Origin of the sequence: Sandarakinorhabdus limnophila DSM 17366, assembly GCF_000420765.1 — a bacterium.
In the GTDB taxonomy this organism is placed as follows: Bacteria; Pseudomonadota; Alphaproteobacteria; order Sphingomonadales; family Sphingomonadaceae; genus Sandarakinorhabdus; species Sandarakinorhabdus limnophila.
The window spans coordinates 142752-160170 of sequence record NZ_ATVO01000005.1; the positions used below are offsets into that span (position 1 = coordinate 142752).

A 17419-nucleotide genomic window follows, 5' to 3' on the forward strand; every position below is an offset into this window, starting at 1 on the left:
CGAACCTGCCAGAAGCCGCGTCCCTCCCATGTTTGGGCATCGACACGGCAGGGCGATTGCCTGTTCACTCTACACCACACAGCAGCACGGGGCGGAGCCGAAGCCATGGTCTATGAAGACATTCTCTACAGTGTTTCCGATGGTGTTGCCGTCATCACCCTGAACCGCCCTGACCGGCTCAACGCCTGGCGCGGCGAGATGGCCCGCGATGTGAAGGCCGCCATGCGCGCTGCCAGCGACGATGATGCGGTGCGCGTGATCGTGCTGACCGGCGCCGGCCGCGGCTTTTGCGCCGGGGCTGACATGAACATGCTGCAAGCCATCCAGAGCGACGGCGCCTCGGCCCGCGCCGCCGCCGGCCCGGCCGATTTCGATCCACAAGCCCGCGCCGATTTCCGCATGCAGAACAGCTGGTTTCCCGCCGTGCCCAAACCGATCATCGGCGCCATCAACGGTGCCTGTGCCGGGCTCGGCATGGTCTATGCGCTCTACACCGATATCCGCTTCGCCTCCGATGCGGCCGTGTTCACCACCGCCTTTGCCAAACGCGGCCTGATCGCCGAACACGGCATTTCCTGGCTGTTGCCGCGCCTGATCGGCTTTGCTGCGGCCGCCGATCTGCTGTTTTCGTCGCGCAAGGTCGATGCCGCCGAAGCATTGACGCTGGGGCTGGTGACGCGCGTTTTCCCAACGGCCGAGTTCGAAGCCGGCGTGATGGCCTATGCCAAGATGCTGGCCAACGACGTGTCGCCGCGTTCGCTGCGCGAAATGAAGCGCGAGCTGTGGAACGCGCAGTTTGAATCGCTGGGCGAAGCGATTGCCGCCGCCGATGCCGACATGGCCGGCAGTTTTGCATCGGAGGATTTCAAGGAAGGCGTCGCGCATTTCCTGGAAAAGCGGCCAGCGCGCTTTACCGGCCGCTGAGCCTGCGCCGGGTTGGCTGGACTGGACGGCGACGCTGACTGGACGACAACCCTGCCAGCGGCCATGCTCCCGCCAATGGGGCGGAGGCAGCAGACATGACAACAGGAACGTCTGCAGCATCGGCTGAGGGGTTTGCGCCCGGCATGCCCGAACGCGTAATGCGCAAGGCCCAACTGCGGCTGCTGCCCCTGCTGTTCTTCGCCTACATGATCGCCATCATCGATCGCGCCAACATCAGCTTTGCCGCCCAGACGATGAACGCCGATCTCGGCTTTTCGGCCAGCGTGTTCGGCTTTGCCGGCGGCATCTTCTTCGTCAGCTATGCCCTGCTGGAAGTGCCGTCGAACATGCTGATGATGCGTTTTGGCACACGGCTGTGGGTGACGCGGATCATGATCAGCTGGGGCGTGATTTCCGCCGCCCAGATGTTCGTGACCACGCCCATGCAATTCTATGCGCTGCGTTTCCTGCTCGGCGCGGCCGAAGCCGGCTTTTTCCCGGCCATCCTCTATTACGCCAGCCTGTGGTTTCCGGCGCAGTGGCGCGGCCGGGTGATCAGCCGCTTTTACGTGGCCCAACCCGTCACCCAGATCGTGATGGGCCTGGTTTCGGGGCCGATCCTGGGGCTGGAAGGCGTGTCGGGCCTGCACGGCTGGCAATGGCTGTTCCTGCTGGAAGCCTGCCCTGCGGTTCTGATGGGGATCATCATCTGGCGCTTTCTGCCCGATGCGCCCGACCGCGTTGGCTGGCTGGCGCCGGACGAGCGCCGCTGGCTGACCGGCACACTCGCCGCCGAAGCCAGCAGCAGCACCGCACATACAAGTGTGTTCAAGGCCATTTCCGACCCGCGCCTCCTGATGTTCGGCATCATCTGGTTTCTTTGCACCGGCGGCCTGAATGCCTATCTGGTGACGATGCAGCTGATCCTGGCCGAAAAGACCGGCTTTTCGGCCAACAGCGTCGGGCAATTGACGGCGGTGTGCGGCATCGTCGGCGTCATCATGCTGCTCGGCGTCAGCGCGCGCAGCGACCAACGGCAGGAACGTTTCTGGCACGTGATCCTGCCTTGGGCCGTGGGCGCCGGCGCCTTCATCGCGCTTGCCGTGTCCAATCTGCAAGTGGTTGCCATCATCGCTGCCGTGCTGATCGCCGCAACAATTTTGCCGGTCCACTCCGTGTTCTACGCCGCCCTCACCGAAGGATTGCACGAACGCCACCGCGCGGTCAGCATCGCCGCGGTCAACACCTTCGGCCAGTTCGGCAGCTTCCTGGCCACCAGCGGCTTCGGCGTCGCCCGCGATGCCACCGGCAGCTACAACGCCGGCCTCGCCGCCATCGCGGCGGGCGCGGTGGTGAGTGTTGTCCTGCTCAATTCGCTGAGGCTGAAGACCGTCGCCAAAGCGTAAGTGCGCTTGTGGGATTGGCGGCACTGGTGACAGCGCCGCTTTGGCCGGCTAATCCACCATCATGACTCACGCTGCCTACCCCGCCGCCCGCCTCCGCCGCACCCGGATGACCGCCTGGAGCCGCGATCTGCATCGCGAGACGTCGCTCAGCCCGGCCAATCTGATCTGGCCTCTGTTCCCGACCGAAGGCCACGATGAAGCGGTGCCGGTGGGCACCATGCCGGGCGTATCGCGCCTGTCGGTGGACCGGCTGGCCAAGGCCGCCAAGGAAGCCGCCGCGCTGGGCATTCCCGCCGTCGCGCTGTTCCCGCACACCCTGCCCGAACGGCGCAGCGAGGATGCCAAGGAAGCGCTGAACCCGGACAATCTGATCTGCCGCGCTATCCGCGCCATCAAGGATGCGGCGCCCGAAATCGGCGTGCTCACCGATGTAGCGCTCGATCTCTACACCAGCCATGGCCATGATGGCCTGTTGAGCGACGCTGGCGAGATCTTGAACGACGCCACGGTGGAGATGCTGGTTGGCCAGTCATTAAACCAGGCCCGCGCCGGCTGCGATATCATTGCCCCGTCCGACATGATGGATGGCCGCGTCGCCGCCATCCGCGCCGGGCTGGAGGCAGACGGGTTCCACAACACCCAGATCATGGCCTATTCGGCCAAATATGCTTCGGCCTTCTATGGCCCCTACCGCGATGCAGTGGGCAGCGGCGGCGTGCTGAAGGGCGACAAGAAAACCTATCAGATGGATCCGGCCAATGCCCGCGAGGCGCTGCGCGAAGTGGCGCTGGACATCGCGGAGGGCGCGGATTCGGTGATGGTGAAGCCGGGGATGCCCTATCTGGACATCATCCGCGCCATCCGCGACGCCTTCGACGTGCCGGTGTTCGCCTACCAGGTGAGCGGTGAGTACGCGATGCTGGAAGCCGCGATTGCTGCCGGCGTGCTGGATCGCAACAAGGGCGTACTCGAAGCCTTGATGAGCTTCCGCCGCGCTGGTTGTTCGGGTGTGCTGACCTATCACGCGCCGCTGGCGGCGCGGCTGATGGGGGCATGATGGGCGAACGCGTGCGCATCGCTGTTTTGGGGGCTTCGGGTTACACGGGGGCCGATCTGGTGCGCTTGGCGCTCACCCACCCGCGCATTGAGATTGCCGCGTTGGCCGCCAATGCCAAGGCCGGGCAGACGATGGCGCAGATCTGGCCGCATTTCGCGCCCTATCCGAACCTGCCGCGGCTGGTGAAGGCGAACGAGATTGATTTTGGCAGCATCGACGCGGTGTTCGGCTGCCTGCCGCACGCGGCGTCGGCGGAGCTGCTCTCCACCCTCACCGGCCCGCGCATCATCGATCTTTCGGCGGATTTCCGGCTGAAGGATGCCGACACCTATGCCGATTGGTATGGCGGCGCGCACCCGGCGCCCGGGCTGCTGCCCGAGGCGGTGTATGGCCTGACCGAGTTTGCGCGGGAAGCGCTGCCGGGCGCGCGGATTGCCGCCTGCCCCGGCTGTTATCCCACCGCCGTGCTGCTGGCTTTGCTGCCGCTGGTGGCCGCCCATGCCATTTCGGCGGACAATATTACCGTCAACGCGCTGTCGGGCGTGTCGGGCGCCGGGCGCAGCCTGAAGGAAGCCAATTTGTTTCCCGAAGTGGCCGAAGCCGTCCACCCCTATGGCATCGGCCGTCACCGCCACATGCCGGAAATGGAGCAGGAGCTGAGCTCACGCGCGGGCAAGCCGGTGACGATCAGCTTTACGCCGCACCTGGTCCCGATGAACCGGGGCGAGCTCGTCACCTGCATCGTCGAAACCCCGCACGGCCCGGACTATCTGCGCGAGGTTCTGGCCGACGCCTATACCGACGAACCGTTCGTGCACCTGTTGCCCGAAGGCGTTGCCCCCGCCACCCGTATGGTGCGCGGTTCCAACCACGCGGTGATCAACGTTTTCGCCGATCGCGTGCCCGGCCGCGCCATCGTGATCGCCGCCATCGACAATCTGGTGAAGGGCTCTTCGGGCCAGGCCATCCAGAATTTCAACCTGATGTTCGGCCTGCCCGAAACCATGGGGTTGGAACAGGCCCCGCTCTTCCCGTGATCGAAACGGCCCGCCTGATCCTCAGGCCTTGGCGGGACGATGATCGTGTGCCGTTCGCCGCCATGGGGGCCGATGCCGACGTGATGCAGCATCTGGGGCCGATCATGGACCGCGCCGGCAGCGATGCAGTTGTGGACCGGTTGATCGCTCTCCAAGCCGTGCTCGGCCACACATTCTGGGCGGTGGAGCGGCGCGATACCGGTGCCTTCATTGGCTTTTGCGGGCTGAAGATGGCGCCATTGGGCATAACCGGCCTGTCGGGCTTTCCTGAAATCGGCTGGCGGCTGGCGCGTTCGGCCTGGGGCCAGGGTTTTGCCAGCGAAGCGGCGCGGGCCAGCCTCGACTGGGGCTGGCAAAAGGGCATGACCCGCATCGTCGCCATGACCGTGCCGGCCAACACGCGCAGCCAGGCGGTGATGCAGCGCATTGGCATGCAGCGCCGGCCCGATCTGGATTTCGACCATCCGTTGCTGGCCGCCGACAATCCGCTGCGGCCGCATATCGTCACCGAGATCTGCCGATGACTATTCACCCATTTGGTTCTGACATGCCACAGATTGCCGATGACGTGTTCATCGCGCCGGGCGCCCACGTGATCGGCAAGGTGAGCATCGGTGCCGGCAGCTCGATCTGGTTCAACTGCGTGCTGCGCGGCGACGTGGGCCGGATCACGGTGGGTGAGCGGACCAACATCCAGGATGGCACGATCGTGCATGTGACCGGCGGCCGGTTCGATACCCACATCGGCGATGACGTGCTGATCGGACACGCCTGCATCATCCACGGCTGCCGGCTGGAGAACCACGCCTTCGTTGGCATGGGCGCCATCGTGCTGGATGGGGCGGTGGTGGAACCTGACGCCATGCTGGCGGCTGGCGCATTGCTCACACCGGGCAAGGTGGTGAAGAGCGGGGAATTGTGGGCCGGGCGACCGGCGAAGTTCCTGCGCAGCCTGACAGCGGCCGAGATTGCCGGCAATCGGGCCGGAGCGGCCGGTTATGCCAGGCTGGCGCAGGTGTATCGTGCAGGCGGATAAGGCTTATTTGTCAACGCCTCTCACCTTGCCCCACTGGCGGGCGGCGGTGTAGCCAAGATAGCCAGTACCAAACAAGGCATAGAGCGGTTCGGGCAGACCATTCAGATAACGGGTCATGCCGGCGGCGATATCATGGGCCATCTGTGGCTGCACGGCCGCGATGAGCCCCATCGGGATCGACCACATCAGCAGCGCATACATGACATAGAGGAAGCTGGGCCGCGCCCGGCTTGTCCAGGGATCATGGCTGGCGGATTCGGCCACGATGGCGGAGAGCTGGGTGGAGAGCAGCTCCAGCTCTTGGCTGTTCTGTAGCTTCATCAGTTCGATCTTGGCCGCGTCCCGCGCCCTGGGATCGGGGATGATCTTGTCGAGCAAGCCGGCAACCGGCGCGATCAGGGCATTGAGGATGGACATGGGGTGGGCCTTTCCAGTTGGAGGGAGGCCAAATTCTAACCAATATGGTTCATGTAGGACAGGCGCAAGCAAGCCACTGCTGCTCCCCCTGAGAGGGGAGCAAACGCTTGACTGAATGTCTGAAGAAAATGGTCGGAGCGACAGGATTCGAACCTGCGACCTCCAGACCCCCAGTCTGATGCGCTACCAGGCTGCGCTACGCTCCGAGCCGAGGGCGGGCTTAGGGGCTATCGCAGCGTGATGCAACCCCATTCTCTGGCCCCTCAGGCGGCGTTCTCGAGCCCATATTGCTTGAGCAGGTCATAGAGCGTCGGCCGGCTCACCCCCAGGAACTTGGCCGCTGTGCTGACATTGCCATCGGCACGCAGCATCGCCCGGCGAATGGCCTGGCGATCGGCAGTCTCGCGCGCAACCTTCAAGGTGAGGGCGGCTTCGTCGCTGCTGTTGACCAGATCGAGATCGGCCGCGGTGAGGCGGCTGCCTTCGGCCATGATGACGGCGCGCTTCATGCGGTTTTCCAGCTCGCGCACATTGCCCGGCCACGGCCAATCGGAGATGGCGGCGATGGCATCAGGGGTAAGGCCCTTGAAATCCCGGCCATTTTCGCGGGCGAAGCGCGTGAGGAAATATTGCGCCAGCAGCACGGCGTCACCGGGCCGTTCCTTCAGGCCGGGGATGCGCACAACGATTTCCGCCAGGCGGTAGAACAGGTCTTCGCGGAAGCGCCCGGCCGCGATCATCGCATCCAGATCCTGATGGGTGGCGCAGACGATGCGCACATCAACCGGGATGGTCTTGCGGCCGCCCACGCGCTCGATCACCCGTTCCTGCAGGAAACGCAGCAGCTTCACCTGCAGCGGCAACGGAATATCGCCGACTTCATCCAGGAACAGCGTGCCGCCTTCGGCCATCTCGATCTTGCCAGGCTGGGTTTTCACGGCGCCGGTGAAGGCGCCTTTTTCATAGCCGAACAGTTCCGATTCCAGCAGATTTTCCGGAATGGCGGCGCAGTTGATGGCCACAAAGGCCTCACCTGCCCGCGCCGAGGCATTGTGCAGGCCCTTGGCCAGCAATTCCTTGCCGGTGCCCGAAGCACCCAGCAGCATCACCGACACATTGGCTGTGGCCACCCGCTCGACCATGCGGGCCACCTTGATCATTTCCGGCGCCGCCGTGACGATGCCGCCCAGCACCTTGTCACCACTGTTGCCGGCTTCGGCGAGACGACGGTTTTCGGCTTCCAGTTCCGCCACATGATAGGCGCGGCGCACGATCAGGCCGAGTTCATCGATATCGACCGGTTTGTGATAGAAATCGAAAGCTCCCATGGCGATGGCGCGCCGCGCGCTTTCGCGCGCACCGTGGCCGGAAGCGACGATCACCTTGGTGTTCGGACGCGTGGCCAGGATGGCTTCCAGCGTGGCGAAGCCTTCCGTCACGCCATCGGGATCGGGCGGCAGGCCCAGATCCAGCGTCACCACCGCCGGCTGGTGCGTGCGCAGCGCGTCCAGCGCGGCCTCGCGATCACCGGCCAGGATCACCTCCTGGTCTTCGTAACTCCACTTCAATTGGCGCTGCAGGCCGGCATCATCTTCCACCACCAGCAGCTTGGGCTTCTCACTCACGCCTGTTCCCCTTCCGCCAGCAGCGCGGCCTTCCCGGCTGCGCCCCCAACTGCGCTGTTGCCACCAACAAGCGGCAGGGTGATGGTGAAGCTTGTGCCTTCGCCTTCACGGCTGGCCACGTCAAGCCGGCCGCCGTGGGCCCGGGCAATCTCCCGCGCTTCGTAAGCGCCGATGCCAAACCCGCCGGCCTTTGTCGAGGTGAACGGCTGGAACAATTCCTGCCTGATGAACCTGGCCGACATGCCGTGGCCGCGATCGGCGAGCGTGACGACAAGTTCGCTGCCCGCCACGGCCACGTCGAAGCGGATCGGGGTGCCGGCCGGGGAGGCATCGATGGCATTCTGCAGAAGGTGCGCGAACATCTGTTCCAGCCGGGCGGCATCACCAGAGACCATCGCGTGATCAGCCTTGTCACCCACATGCAGGGTCGGCGCCGGCCAGGCGCCGGCCCGTGATTTCACCAGCAGGCGAAGCAGGCTGGCAACAGGCACTGGTGCGTCTGCCGCGGGCAGCCCCGTGGCGCGCTGCGAGAGCCACGACAGCAGGGCGTTCATCTTGCCCACCGATTCCTTCAGTGTTGCCACCATGTCGGTCCGGAATTCCGGATTGTCGGCATGGCGTTCGGCATTGCGCGCCAGCAAAGACAATTGGCTGACCAGATTCTTGATATCGTGCAGAATGAAGGCAAAGCGGCGGTTGAATTCCTCGAACCGGCGCGCCTCTTCCAATGCCGACTGGCCGCGGCTTTCGGCGACATAGCTGCCCACCTGACGGCCAAGCGTTTTCAGCAGTTCCTCGTCTTCCCAGCCCAGCCGGCGCGGCACCAGACTGCGACCGATCAACAGCACACCGGCCAGCGCATCGCGGTTGAAGGCCGGCAGCACCAGCCAGTACCGCCGATCGGCCGCCAGCCACGCCGGCAGTTCGGGCGCACCGGGCAATTCGCCATCGCGCACCATTTCAAGATCGAGCAGCCGATCCTGCCGCAACCAGGCGACCAAGGGCGTGTCCATGGCCAGCGCTTCGGGCGGGCGATCGGCCATCTGCTAGGTGGCGCCAGGGCTGAAGCGATCATCATCGGGCACCAGCAACCAGCCGCCGCGCGCTTCCAGCACGCTGGCCACGGCCTGGACCACGCGTTCGGGCAACCCTTGCGCATCGCCCGGTGCCGAAACGGTGGCGATAAAACGCAGCCATTCACTGCGATAATCATAGCGGTAGCGGTAGAAATTGCGTGCGATCGCCACCCGCAGTCAGGCCCGGAACCGATCCGACACCAGGATGACGGCGGCCAGCATGATGGTGGCAAACAGGAAGCTGACCTGCAGCAGCGTGCCCCAATTGCCGCCCACCAGTTTCAGCGCGTAGGCCAGCAGCGACATGGCGATCAGGTAGAAACCAACGCCGGAGAAGGCGACGGTCTGGAAGGCAACATTGCGCGATACCCGCGCGCCGCGCACCCAGTTTTCGCGGGTGGCAAACAGGAACAGCAACACCAGCAGCGCGCTCACGGCGCCACGGATGTTGTAGAGATCGACTGAGGCCGGCGGCAGCAGGAAAGCCAGCGTGTAGAAGTTCAGATCATAGAGGAACAGACCGGCCAGGCCGATGGCGAGCAGACGAATGCCGGAAAGCTGGCCACCGCGTGAAGCGATGTAGAGATTGTGGCTGAGCACGAGACCGGTGACCGAGGCTGCAATGCGGATCACCAGGAACAGGCTGGCCACCACATCGCCTTCACCCACCAGAGCGCTCTGTCCGGCGCCGGCGATATCGATGACGAACTGCAGGGCGAGCACAAAGCCGAGGATGCCGCCCACCCAGAAGGAAGAGCGGCCCTCGCCCTCGCCGCCCAGCCATGTTGGCCGCAGCAGATACAGCAGCACCCCGATCCAGGCCCCGACCTTCAGGGTTTGCAGCCGCGAGATCCAGGGTTGCAGGCCGGGGTCAATCAGCATGCTGGCAGCAAAGCTGCCCGCCCACAACGCGGTTACAAGAGCGGCACCGGCCAGCCACAGATTGATGCCGCGGCGCTGTTTGGAGAGTGCTGCGAAGAACAGGCCAACATAGGCGATCAGCGCCAGCAAGTGGCTGAGCAGGCCGACTTCGGTGAGCGCGATCACCTTGGCGCTCCATGCGAACTGGTCTGAACTCTTGTCACCGCGATCTGTCCCTGCGCCCGTCTGGCCGCAGCCTATCGTCATGCGCGCCAAAGTGCCACCCCGTGCACCAGGGCTGATCATTGCAACAGCTGTGATCATCTATCTTGTAATAAGCATGTATGCTAAATTCTGGGCATGAACTCGCTTGCCGCCACTGTGGAACCGGCCATCGTGCCCTTTGCTTCGCCCGATACCATCGGCGTGCTGGTGTCCGACGTAACCCGGCTGCTGCGCCGCCGCTTCGATGCCCAGGCGCGGTCCATCGGTGTGTCCCGCGCGCAATGGCGGGTGCTGATTGCGCTGGCCCGGGCCGAAGGCATCAACCAGGCCGGCCTTGCCGAGCGTCTGGATGTGGAAACCATCACGGTTGGCCGCATGGTCGACCGGCTGGAAGAGGCCGGGCTGGTGGAACGCCGGGCCGATCCTGCTGATCGCCGGGCCTGGCGGCTGTTCCTCACGCCGCGGGCGCATCCGATCCTGGCGGAACTGCAGGCGGTGGCGGTGGATGTCCGCGCCGAAATGCTGGCGGGTTTGAGCGCTGCCGAAGAAGCGGCGCTGCAAGGCCTGCTGCAGCGCCTGCGCGGCAACCTGGATGGTCGCGAAGGATCGGCGGCATGAACCAGCGCATCGATCCGCCGGTGGCGAGCACAACATCTCCCTCTCGCTGGCGCAGCCGCGTGGCGATGCTGTCGGTGCCGCTGCTGGTGGTGGCGGCCGGGCTGTGGCTGTGGCTTTCCGGGTTGGGCCAGGTGACGACCGACAATGCCTATGTGCGGGTCGACAAGCTGGCGATTTCCAGTGACGTCACCAGCCGGGTGCGGCGGGTGTTCGTGGTCGAGAACCAGCCGGTGAAGCGCGGCCAGGTGGTAATCGAGCTGGTTGATACCCCGTTCCGCATCGCGCTGGCCCAGGCCGAAGCCCGGCTGGCCGATGCGCGCCGGCAGGTGCGCGGCCTGCGCAATGATACCGGTGGTAGTGCCGCCGATGTGGCGGCCAAGCGCGAGGCGCTGGACTTTGCGCTGACCGAGATGGAGCGCCAGCAGACATTGCTTGACCGCGGCTTTGCCACCCGTGCCCGGCTGCAGCAGGCCCAATATTCGGTGGCCAATGCCCGGGCCGAACTGAACCGCGCCCTTTCTGACGACGCCGCCGCCCGCACCGCCGCCAATGGCGTGCAGGACGTGGAGCAGCACCCACTGGTGATGACGGCGGCTGCGGTGCGTGACAAGGCGGCGTTTGAACTGGCGCGCACCAAACTGATCTCACCCGCCAACGGCATCGCCACCCAGACCAGCCGGGTGCTGCCGGGCCAGGTGATGGTGCAGGGCGTCGCCGCTTTCAGCGTGATGGTGACCGACAGCGCCTATGTCGAAGCCAATTTCAAGGAAACCGAACTGCAGGACATGAAGGTCGGCCAGCGCGCCGAGGTGCAGCTGGATGCCTTCCCCGATCATGTGCTGCGCGGCCATGTGGACTCCATTGGGGTGGGCACCGGCAGCGAATTTTCCGTACTGCCGGCACAGAATGCCACCGGCAACTGGGTGAAGGTGGTGCAGCGCGTGCCGGTGCGCATCAAGCTGGATGGCAAGCCACCAGTGCCATTGATCGCCGGCCTTTCGGCTGAAGTGAAGGTGATCACCAAGTGAGCAGCGCTGCCCCGGTGGCAGGGGCGCGATCAGAAGCGTCGCCGATCACCGTCACGCTGGTGGTAATGCTGGGCAGCTTCATGACCATCCTCGATTCCACCATCGCCAACGTGGCGCTGCCGCACATGCAGCCCAGCCTGAACGCCGCCGCCGACAGCATCACCTGGGTGCTGACCAGCTATATCGTCGCCACCGCCATTGCCACGCCGCTCACCGGCTGGCTTTCGGCGCGCATCGGCCGGCGCACCCTGTTCCTGTGGAGTGTCGCGGCTTTCACCGCCGCTTCGGTGCTGTGCGGCATTGCCAGCAGCCTGGAAGAGATGGTGCTGTTCCGCATGATCCAGGGCGCCGCCGGGGCCTTCATCGCGCCGCTGGGCCAGGCCTATCTGCTCGATGTGTGGCCGCCCGAAAAACATGGCCCGGCCATGGCCTGGTGGGGCGTTGGCATCATGGTCGGGCCGATCCTGGGCCCGGTGATCGGCGGCTGGCTCACCGACAGTTTCGATTGGCGCTGGGTGTTCCTGATCAACCTGCCGTTCGGCATCATGTGCCTGACCTGGGCGGCGGCCATCTTGCCGGAACCGCAGCTGGAGCAGCGACGCTTCGACATGACCGGCTTTGCCCTGCTGGCCGTGGGCATGGCGGCGCTGCAACTGGGCCTTGATCGCGGCCAGCAGCTGGACTGGCTGGAAAGCTGGGAAGTGCGGGCCGAGTTCGGCATCGCCATCGCCGGCCTGTGGGCCTTTGGCGTGCACGCGCTGGCCACGCCGGGCGGCATCATTGATCGCGAACTGCTCACCGATCGCAACGCGCTCACCGGCATGGTGTTCATCACGCTGGTGGGCTTCCTGCTGGTCGCCACCACCGCGCTGCTGCCCACGATGCTGCAAACGCTGTATGGCTATCCGGTGGTATCGGCCGGCGCGCTGATGATGCCGCGCGGGATTGGCATGATGATGGCGATGATGGCCGCCGGGCAACTGGTCGGGCGCGGAATTGATCCGCGATTGATGCTGGCCGCCGGCTTCACGATCACCGGTGCAGCCTTGTGGGGCATGAGCCTGTTTTCCCCGGTGCAAGGCGCTTCGCTGTTCGTGATCACCGGGTTTTTCCAGGGCGCCGGCCTGGGTCTGATCTTCGTGCCGCTGAATACGATGGCCTTTGCCAGCCTGCCGATGCGGCTGCGCGCTGATGCGTCGGCCATCTACATGCTGCTGCGAAACATCGGCGGTTCGGTGGGGATCAGCCTGGCGGTTGCCCTGCTGGAACGCCAGACCCAGACCGCGCACGCCGATCTGGGCGGCGGCATCACCCCGTTCAATCTGCCCTGGGCCGATCCAGCCACCCTGGCTGCAGCCGGTGCCGGCAGCGTGGTGGCCATGCTGGATGGCGCGGTGAACAAGCAGGCATTGATGATTGCCTATATCGATGTCTATCGCGCCATGGCGTTCATGGCCTTTGCCATGCTGCCACTGCTGCTGGTGTTGCGCCGGCCGCGGCGGCCCGCATCAAAGGCCGACGTGGTGCATCTGCCCGAATGACCGCTCAGGCCGGCGGCGGCGTGAGCCCCACCAGTTTCATCACCACCACTTGGCTTTGCATCACCACCAGCCACCACAGGCAGGCCCGGCCAATGCGGCCCCAACGCTGCCCGGCCATCAGCAGCGATGTGGCCAGCGCCGGCACCACAAAGCCCACCCAGATCACCCAGGCGGTGGCGATGGTCATCACCCACGGCGGTGCGCGCGGCGGCGCCAGGATCAGCGCGCCGGCCAGGATGGCGCACAGCCAGGCCGTGGCCAACAACGCCACCAGCCAGCCGGTGAGGCCCTTGGGCCGATCCACGAACTGGGCGATGAGCAGACCCAGCAAGGTGGCCAGCGCAATCGGGATGGCGTTGATAACGATATAGATCATTGCGCCAGCTTGCCGGCTTTCGCGGCCCATGCAAGGAAAAGCCGGCTATTGGAGGACCCAGAATGAGCGTTTTGCCCCCCCTGCTTTTGGGCCGATTGAACCATGTCGGCATCGCCTGCGTTTCGATTTACGACACCGTGGCCATGTATGGCCGCCTGTTCGGCGCGACCGTTTCGCGGGCCAAGTTCGATCTGCCGGCGCAGGGCGTGCGCGTCGCCTTCATCGATGTCGCCAACAGCCAGCTGGAACTGATCGAGCCGTTGGGCGATGATTCACCCATCCACGGCTTTCTGAAGAAGAACCCCAATGGCGGGCAGCATCACGTCTGTTTCGAAGTGAAAGACATCATCGCGGCGCGTGATGCGATGCGGGCGCGCGGCGCCACCGTTCTGGGCACCGGCGAGCCGCGCATGGGCGCCCACGGTGTGCCGGTGATCTTCGTACACCCGCGCGATACCAGTGGCGTGCTGGTGGAGTTGATGCAGGAGCCGCCGGAAGGGCATCACTGACAAGGAAAAGGCCGGAGCAGTGCTCCGGCCTCATTTCAGACGGGCTGCGGTTGGCAGCGGCCCGCTCAATCCTTCTTGCGGCCGCTCAGCAGCCAGCCGACCACGAAGCCCAGCGCGATGCCGGCACCCAGCGCGGCGAGCGGCTGTTCCTGCACGGTGGTGCGCACCTTGGCAGTGCCTTCTTCGGCCACCTTCTGGGCGCGTTCCTTGACTTCGCGGGCCTTTTCCGGGGCCGCATCAGCCAGTTCACGGGCCTTGGCGGCGGCCTTGTCATAGGCGGCGCTGGCAGTTTCCTTGGCCTTGCCAATGGCCTTGTCGGCCTGATCCTTCAGGTCACCCTTCAACTTCTCGATCTTGCTGGCCGCGGTTTCGATGGTTTCGGCAACGGCGGGCATGGTTTCCGTGGTTTCGCTGTTATCAGACATGGCGCAATCCTTTCGAGGGCAATCGATTCAACAGACCGAAGTTAGTGCGTGAGGCGACAGATTTGAAGTCCGTATTGACCACATAACTCACTCATCCATCCGAACCTTGCCACGGCCTGCCTTGACGCCGGCGCGCGTGGTCTTGGAATCCAGCCGGCGCTGCTTCGATCCCAGGGTTGGCCGTGTCGCCCGGCGCTTGATCGGGCGGATGCAGGCCTGCGCCACCAATTCGGCAAGCCGCGCCCGCGCATCAGACCGATTCTGCACCTGATCGCGGAACCGGTTGGCACTGATCACGATGACACCATCGCCGGTGGCGCGCCGGCCGGCCAATTTCAGCAGCCGTTCCTTCACCTCGTCCGGAAGGCTGGGTGAAGCCACCACGTCGAAGCGCAGCTGCACCGCCGATGAAACCTTGTTGACGTTCTGGCCGCCGGGACCGCTCGAGCGCACGAACGATTCAATCAGTTCGTCTTCCGGGATGGTTATCGCCATGATGTGCGCCTAACCCGATTCGATTGCGGAGGCTATTGCCATGATCATTGTTCACCATCTCAACAACAGCCGCTCTCAACGCATCCTGTGGCTGCTGGAAGAACTGGGTACGCCCTACGAGATCAAGCATTACAATCGCGATGCCGTGACCAATCTGGCGCCGCCGGAACTGAAGGCCGTTCATCCGCTGGGCAAGAGCCCGGTGATCGAAGCCGACGGCAAGATCATCTTTGAAAGCGGCGCCATCACCGACTGGATCATCCGCAAACACGGGCAAGGCCGCTTCATGCCAGCGCCGGGGACGGCGGCTCATGAGGATTATCTGATGTGGCTGCATTTCGCCGAAGGTTCGGCGATGACACCGTTCCTGCTGGCGCTCTACACCGCCCGGTTGGGCGAAGCCGCCGCGCCGCTGGCCCCGCGCATTCAGGAACAGATTGGTGCGCATGTCGCCTATTTCAGCCAATGCCTTGGGGAAAACGACTGGCTGGTGAATAACGAGCTTTCCGGCGCAGACATCATGATGAGCTTCATCGCCGAAATCGCCACCATGCAGGGCCTGGGCGCGCATTTCCCCAACGTGGCGGCTTATGCGAAGCGCCTGCAGTCGCGCCCGGCGTGGATCAAGGCCGCCGAGCAGACCGAGCCTTACAATTTCCGCATTGCCGGCTGACGGGTCGCCAGCAGATTGAGCGCTAGGCCGCCGATGATCAGCGCGGCGGCCAGCAGCTTCCATGGCGGCAGTGGCTCACCAAGGAACAGCGCCGTGGAGGCCATGCCGAACACCGGCACCAGCAGCGACGTGGGCGCCACGCTGGTGGCCGGATAGCGCGCCAGCAGCCAGCCCCACGCGCCATAGCCGAACAGCGTGTTGCCAATCGCCTGCCACGCCACCGCCACCCAGATGGCGGGCGTGGTGGCCTGCAGCGCGGTCTCGATGGCCGGCCAGCCTTCGAACCACAGCGCCAGCCCAGCCAGCGGCGGCACCGCAAACAGTGACGACCAGGTGATGAAGCCCAGCATGTCCACCTTGCCGGCAGCACGCTGGGCCATGTTGCCCAGGCTCCAGCCAAAGGCCGCGCCCAGCACAAGGGCGATGCCCACGATGGTTACTTCGCCGCCGGTGTGGCCGGCGATCACCGCGACGCCACCAATCGCCAGTGCCAGCGCGCCATATTGCAAGGGTTTCAGCCGTTCACCGCTGGTCATCATCGCCATGCCGATGGTGAAGACGACCTGGCTCTGCACAATCAGGCTGGCCAGGCCGGCGGCGATAAAGCCGTTGATGGCAATGAACAGCAGGCCGAACTGGCCCACCCCGATGGCGACACCATAGCCGGCCAGGATGCGCCACGAAACGGCAGGCCGGCGCACAAAGAAGATCAACGGGAACACCACGGCGGCAAAGCGCAGGGTGGCAAACAGCAGCGGCGGCAGGCTGTGCAGCGTGGCGCCGATGATGGCGAAATTGCTGCCCCACACCATCACCACCGCCAGCGCCAGCAGCAGGGCGCGCGGGCTGAGCGCGGTGCTGCTCATCGCGGTTTGGCGAGCAGGTGATAGGCCGCCGCCGCCACCAGCAGTGCCACGGCCACATTGGCCGCCAGCGGCCGCGCCGTGCCATCATACATGGCCGCGGCCAGCGCCGATGCGGCAGCGCCCATACCGAAGTTGATGCCGCCCATCAGGCCGGAAATCGCCCCGGCCCGCAGCGGATCGACATTCAGCGCGCCGGCCGAAGCATTAGCGGCAATGAGTCCGTTCGAGGACAGCGCCACGAACACCGCCGCCAGCACGACCGGCACCGGCGCGTCGAACAGTGCCACCAGCCAAAGCGCCACACCAGCCGCCGCTGCACCCAGCGTTGCCAAAGCCAGTATGGCATCAGGTGAACGATGCTTCAGCAGCAGGCGGTTGACCTGGCTTGATCCGACGACGCCCACGGCAATGGCGGCAAACACCAACCCGAACTGGCTTTCGGAAAAGCCCCAGCTGTTCACCACCAGATCGGGCGATGCCGCGATATAGCTGAACAAGGTGGCGCCATTGGCCGCGCCGACGAGCAGATAGCCGATCAGGCGCTTGTGACCCAGCAGCCGGGCATAGGCGCTCAGCACGTCCTGCCCGCGCGCCGCCTGCGCGGTGGCGGCGGAGCGGCTTTCATCCAAGCGCAAACCGACGGCCGCCGAAATGGCGACGCCCACCGCCACGAACGCATAGAACACGGCGTGCCAGCCTGCTGCGGCCGCGATCCAGCCGCCAACGGTGGGCGCCAGCAGCGGCGCGATCGCCAGCACCAGCATCAACAGGCTGAAGATGCGGGCGGAATCGCGGTGGTCATAGCGATCGCGCACGATGGCGCGGCAGGTGACCATGGCGGCACAACAGCCCAGCGCCTGGAAAAAGCGCCCGGCCACCAGCGCCTCGATCGTAGGTGCCAGCGCGCAGAACAGGCTGGCCGCCACATAGACCGCGCAACCGATCAATATGGTCGGCCGCCGCCCGATCCGATCACTGAGCGGCCCGAAGAACAATTGCCCCAGCGCCATGCCGACGAAGAACGTGGACAGCGTAAGCTGCACCGCCGCCGCCGACGTGCCGTAATCGCGGGCGATGGCCGGCAGCGTGGGCAGATAGAGATCGATGGTGACGGCGCCAAACGCCGTCAGCGACCCCAGCAGCAGGATTTCACCCAGACTGGGCTGGCGAATTGAGGCAGTTGGGGCAGGCACGCTGCAGCGCTTAGGCTGCCAGACGCCTGAA

Annotated in this window: 21 protein-coding genes and 1 tRNA gene; 11 read left to right on the plus strand and 11 right to left on the minus strand. The window is 65.1% G+C overall.

Annotated features, from left to right (window positions below):
- Positions 1 to 105 precede the first annotated feature (105 nt).
- The 6 genes from G566_RS0106105 (at position 106) to G566_RS0106130 (ending at position 5460) form a co-directional block, all read left to right on the plus strand.
- Complete coding sequence (locus G566_RS0106105) at positions 106 to 924, plus strand: enoyl-CoA hydratase (protein ID WP_022679795.1); 819 nt, start codon at positions 106 to 108, stop codon at positions 922 to 924.
- 158 nt (positions 925 to 1082) lie between these two features.
- Complete coding sequence (locus G566_RS0106110; RefSeq protein WP_051135960.1) at positions 1083 to 2330, plus strand: MFS transporter; 1248 nt, start codon at positions 1083 to 1085, stop codon at positions 2328 to 2330.
- Between the two features lie 61 nt (positions 2331 to 2391).
- Positions 2392 to 3387 (plus strand): porphobilinogen synthase, encoded by a 996-nt coding sequence (gene hemB / locus G566_RS0106115; RefSeq protein ID WP_022679797.1) that lies wholly within the window; start codon positions 2392 to 2394, stop codon positions 3385 to 3387.
- Positions 3384 to 4424 carry an N-acetyl-gamma-glutamyl-phosphate reductase gene (gene argC, locus G566_RS0106120; protein ID WP_022679798.1) on the plus strand — a complete coding sequence of 347 codons (1041 nt, stop codon included), beginning with the start codon at positions 3384 to 3386 and terminating at the stop codon, positions 4422 to 4424. The genes hemB and argC overlap by 4 nt, the downstream gene beginning before the upstream one ends.
- On the plus strand, positions 4421 to 4948 hold the full coding sequence (locus G566_RS0106125; RefSeq protein ID WP_022679799.1) for a GNAT family N-acetyltransferase: 528 nt from the start codon (positions 4421 to 4423) through the stop codon (positions 4946 to 4948). The genes argC and G566_RS0106125 overlap by 4 nt, the downstream gene beginning before the upstream one ends.
- A gap of 23 nt (positions 4949 to 4971) precedes the next feature.
- Positions 4972 to 5460 carry a gamma carbonic anhydrase family protein gene (locus G566_RS0106130; RefSeq protein WP_243442419.1) on the plus strand — a complete coding sequence of 163 codons (489 nt, stop codon included), beginning with the start codon at positions 4972 to 4974 and terminating at the stop codon, positions 5458 to 5460.
- Between the two features lie 3 nt (positions 5461 to 5463).
- Here the strand turns inward: G566_RS0106130 and G566_RS0106135 are convergent, their stop codons facing one another.
- The 6 genes from G566_RS0106135 to G566_RS14720 form a co-directional block, all read right to left on the minus strand.
- A complete protein-coding gene (locus G566_RS0106135) occupies positions 5464 to 5877 on the minus strand; it encodes a holin family protein (protein WP_022679801.1) in 414 nt (137 codons plus the stop codon).
- Between the two features lie 129 nt (positions 5878 to 6006).
- A tRNA-Pro gene (locus G566_RS0106140) sits at positions 6007 to 6083 on the minus strand.
- Positions 6084 to 6140: 57 nt separating this feature from the next.
- Positions 6141 to 7502, minus strand: coding sequence for a PEP-CTERM-box response regulator transcription factor (gene prsR / locus G566_RS0106145; RefSeq protein WP_022679802.1), 1362 nt, complete (start codon positions 7500 to 7502; stop codon positions 6141 to 6143).
- A complete protein-coding gene (locus tag G566_RS14710) occupies positions 7499 to 8545 on the minus strand; it encodes an ATP-binding protein (protein ID WP_051135961.1) in 1047 nt (348 codons plus the stop codon). The genes prsR and G566_RS14710 overlap by 4 nt, the downstream gene beginning before the upstream one ends.
- Positions 8546 to 8548: 3 nt before the next feature.
- Positions 8549 to 8749, minus strand: coding sequence for a hypothetical protein (locus G566_RS14715; RefSeq protein WP_051135962.1), 201 nt, complete (start codon positions 8747 to 8749; stop codon positions 8549 to 8551).
- 6 nt (positions 8750 to 8755) lie between these two features.
- Positions 8756 to 9706: a hypothetical protein gene (locus tag G566_RS14720; RefSeq protein WP_156874442.1), complete on the minus strand. Its 951-nt coding sequence runs from the start codon at positions 9704 to 9706 to the stop codon at positions 8756 to 8758.
- 93 nt (positions 9707 to 9799) lie between these two features.
- Here G566_RS14720 and G566_RS0106155 point away from each other — a divergent pair, with 93 nt between their 5' ends.
- Genes G566_RS0106155 through G566_RS0106165 form a run of 3 tightly spaced genes read left to right on the plus strand, consistent with a single transcriptional unit; the run spans position 9800 to position 12851 of the window.
- Positions 9800 to 10282, plus strand: coding sequence for a MarR family winged helix-turn-helix transcriptional regulator (locus G566_RS0106155; protein WP_022679803.1), 483 nt, complete (start codon positions 9800 to 9802; stop codon positions 10280 to 10282).
- A complete protein-coding gene (locus G566_RS13690; protein WP_051135964.1) occupies positions 10279 to 11310 on the plus strand; it encodes an HlyD family secretion protein in 1032 nt (343 codons plus the stop codon). Before G566_RS0106155 ends, G566_RS13690 begins: the two co-directional genes overlap by 4 nt.
- Positions 11307 to 12851, plus strand: coding sequence for a DHA2 family efflux MFS transporter permease subunit (locus G566_RS0106165; protein WP_029131330.1), 1545 nt, complete (start codon positions 11307 to 11309; stop codon positions 12849 to 12851). Before G566_RS13690 ends, G566_RS0106165 begins: the two co-directional genes overlap by 4 nt.
- Before the next feature lie 4 nt (positions 12852 to 12855).
- Here the strand turns inward: G566_RS0106165 and G566_RS0106170 are convergent, their stop codons facing one another.
- Positions 12856 to 13227 (minus strand): hypothetical protein, encoded by a 372-nt coding sequence (locus tag G566_RS0106170; RefSeq protein WP_029131331.1) that lies wholly within the window; start codon positions 13225 to 13227, stop codon positions 12856 to 12858.
- A gap of 62 nt (positions 13228 to 13289) precedes the next feature.
- Between G566_RS0106170 and mce the strand changes: the two genes are divergently transcribed.
- A complete protein-coding gene (gene mce, locus G566_RS0106175; protein ID WP_022679806.1) occupies positions 13290 to 13736 on the plus strand; it encodes a methylmalonyl-CoA epimerase in 447 nt (148 codons plus the stop codon).
- A gap of 65 nt (positions 13737 to 13801) precedes the next feature.
- Here the strand turns inward: mce and G566_RS14725 are convergent, their stop codons facing one another.
- A complete protein-coding gene (locus G566_RS14725) occupies positions 13802 to 14161 on the minus strand; it encodes a DUF883 domain-containing protein (protein ID WP_022679807.1) in 360 nt (119 codons plus the stop codon).
- Positions 14162 to 14248: 87 nt separating this feature from the next.
- Positions 14249 to 14656 carry an alternative ribosome rescue aminoacyl-tRNA hydrolase ArfB gene (gene arfB, locus G566_RS0106185; RefSeq protein WP_022679808.1) on the minus strand — a complete coding sequence of 136 codons (408 nt, stop codon included), beginning with the start codon at positions 14654 to 14656 and terminating at the stop codon, positions 14249 to 14251.
- Between the two features lie 40 nt (positions 14657 to 14696).
- On the opposite strand from arfB, the gene G566_RS0106190 reads away from it, so the two are divergent.
- A complete protein-coding gene (locus G566_RS0106190) occupies positions 14697 to 15329 on the plus strand; it encodes a glutathione S-transferase family protein (protein ID WP_022679809.1) in 633 nt (210 codons plus the stop codon).
- Here the strand turns inward: G566_RS0106190 and G566_RS0106195 are convergent.
- Both G566_RS0106195 and G566_RS0106200 read right to left on the minus strand, forming a co-directional pair.
- On the minus strand, positions 15305 to 16195 hold the full coding sequence (locus G566_RS0106195) for an EamA family transporter (RefSeq protein WP_022679810.1): 891 nt from the start codon (positions 16193 to 16195) through the stop codon (positions 15305 to 15307). The two genes, G566_RS0106190 and G566_RS0106195, sit on opposite strands and share 25 nt — an antisense overlap.
- Positions 16192 to 17388 (minus strand): multidrug effflux MFS transporter, encoded by a 1197-nt coding sequence (locus G566_RS0106200; RefSeq protein ID WP_022679811.1) that lies wholly within the window; start codon positions 17386 to 17388, stop codon positions 16192 to 16194. Before G566_RS0106200 ends, G566_RS0106195 begins: the two co-directional genes overlap by 4 nt.
- Between the last annotated feature and the right edge of the window lie 31 nt (positions 17389 to 17419).

What these genes read in the sequence shown, in the direction of transcription:
- G566_RS0106190 (WP_022679809.1), top strand. Translation starts at nt 14,697, where the DNA reads ATGATCATTGTTCACCATCTCAACAACAGCCGCTCTCAACGCATCCTG.
- G566_RS0106130 (WP_243442419.1), top strand. Translation starts at nt 4,972, where the DNA reads ATGCCACAGATTGCCGATGACGTGTTCATCGCGCCGGGCGCCCACGTG.
- G566_RS14720 (WP_156874442.1), bottom strand. Translation starts at nt 9,706, where the DNA reads ATGACGATAGGCTGCGGCCAGACGGGCGCAGGGACAGATCGCGGTGAC.
- mce (WP_022679806.1), top strand. Translation starts at nt 13,290, where the DNA reads ATGAGCGTTTTGCCCCCCCTGCTTTTGGGCCGATTGAACCATGTCGGC.
- G566_RS0106135 (WP_022679801.1), bottom strand. Translation starts at nt 5,877, where the DNA reads ATGTCCATCCTCAATGCCCTGATCGCGCCGGTTGCCGGCTTGCTCGAC.
- G566_RS13690 (WP_051135964.1), top strand. Translation starts at nt 10,279, where the DNA reads ATGAACCAGCGCATCGATCCGCCGGTGGCGAGCACAACATCTCCCTCT.
- G566_RS14710 (WP_051135961.1), bottom strand. Translation starts at nt 8,545, where the DNA reads ATGGCCGATCGCCCGCCCGAAGCGCTGGCCATGGACACGCCCTTGGTC.
- G566_RS0106155 (WP_022679803.1), top strand. Translation starts at nt 9,800, where the DNA reads ATGAACTCGCTTGCCGCCACTGTGGAACCGGCCATCGTGCCCTTTGCT.
- G566_RS0106195 (WP_022679810.1), bottom strand. Translation starts at nt 16,195, where the DNA reads ATGAGCAGCACCGCGCTCAGCCCGCGCGCCCTGCTGCTGGCGCTGGCG.
- arfB (WP_022679808.1), bottom strand. Translation starts at nt 14,656, where the DNA reads ATGGCGATAACCATCCCGGAAGACGAACTGATTGAATCGTTCGTGCGC.
- G566_RS0106170 (WP_029131331.1), bottom strand. Translation starts at nt 13,227, where the DNA reads ATGATCTATATCGTTATCAACGCCATCCCGATTGCGCTGGCCACCTTG.
- argC (WP_022679798.1), top strand. Translation starts at nt 3,384, where the DNA reads ATGATGGGCGAACGCGTGCGCATCGCTGTTTTGGGGGCTTCGGGTTAC.
- G566_RS0106105 (WP_022679795.1), top strand. Translation starts at nt 106, where the DNA reads ATGGTCTATGAAGACATTCTCTACAGTGTTTCCGATGGTGTTGCCGTC.
- G566_RS0106110 (WP_051135960.1), top strand. Translation starts at nt 1,083, where the DNA reads ATGCGCAAGGCCCAACTGCGGCTGCTGCCCCTGCTGTTCTTCGCCTAC.
- G566_RS14725 (WP_022679807.1), bottom strand. Translation starts at nt 14,161, where the DNA reads ATGTCTGATAACAGCGAAACCACGGAAACCATGCCCGCCGTTGCCGAA.
- hemB (WP_022679797.1), top strand. Translation starts at nt 2,392, where the DNA reads ATGACTCACGCTGCCTACCCCGCCGCCCGCCTCCGCCGCACCCGGATG.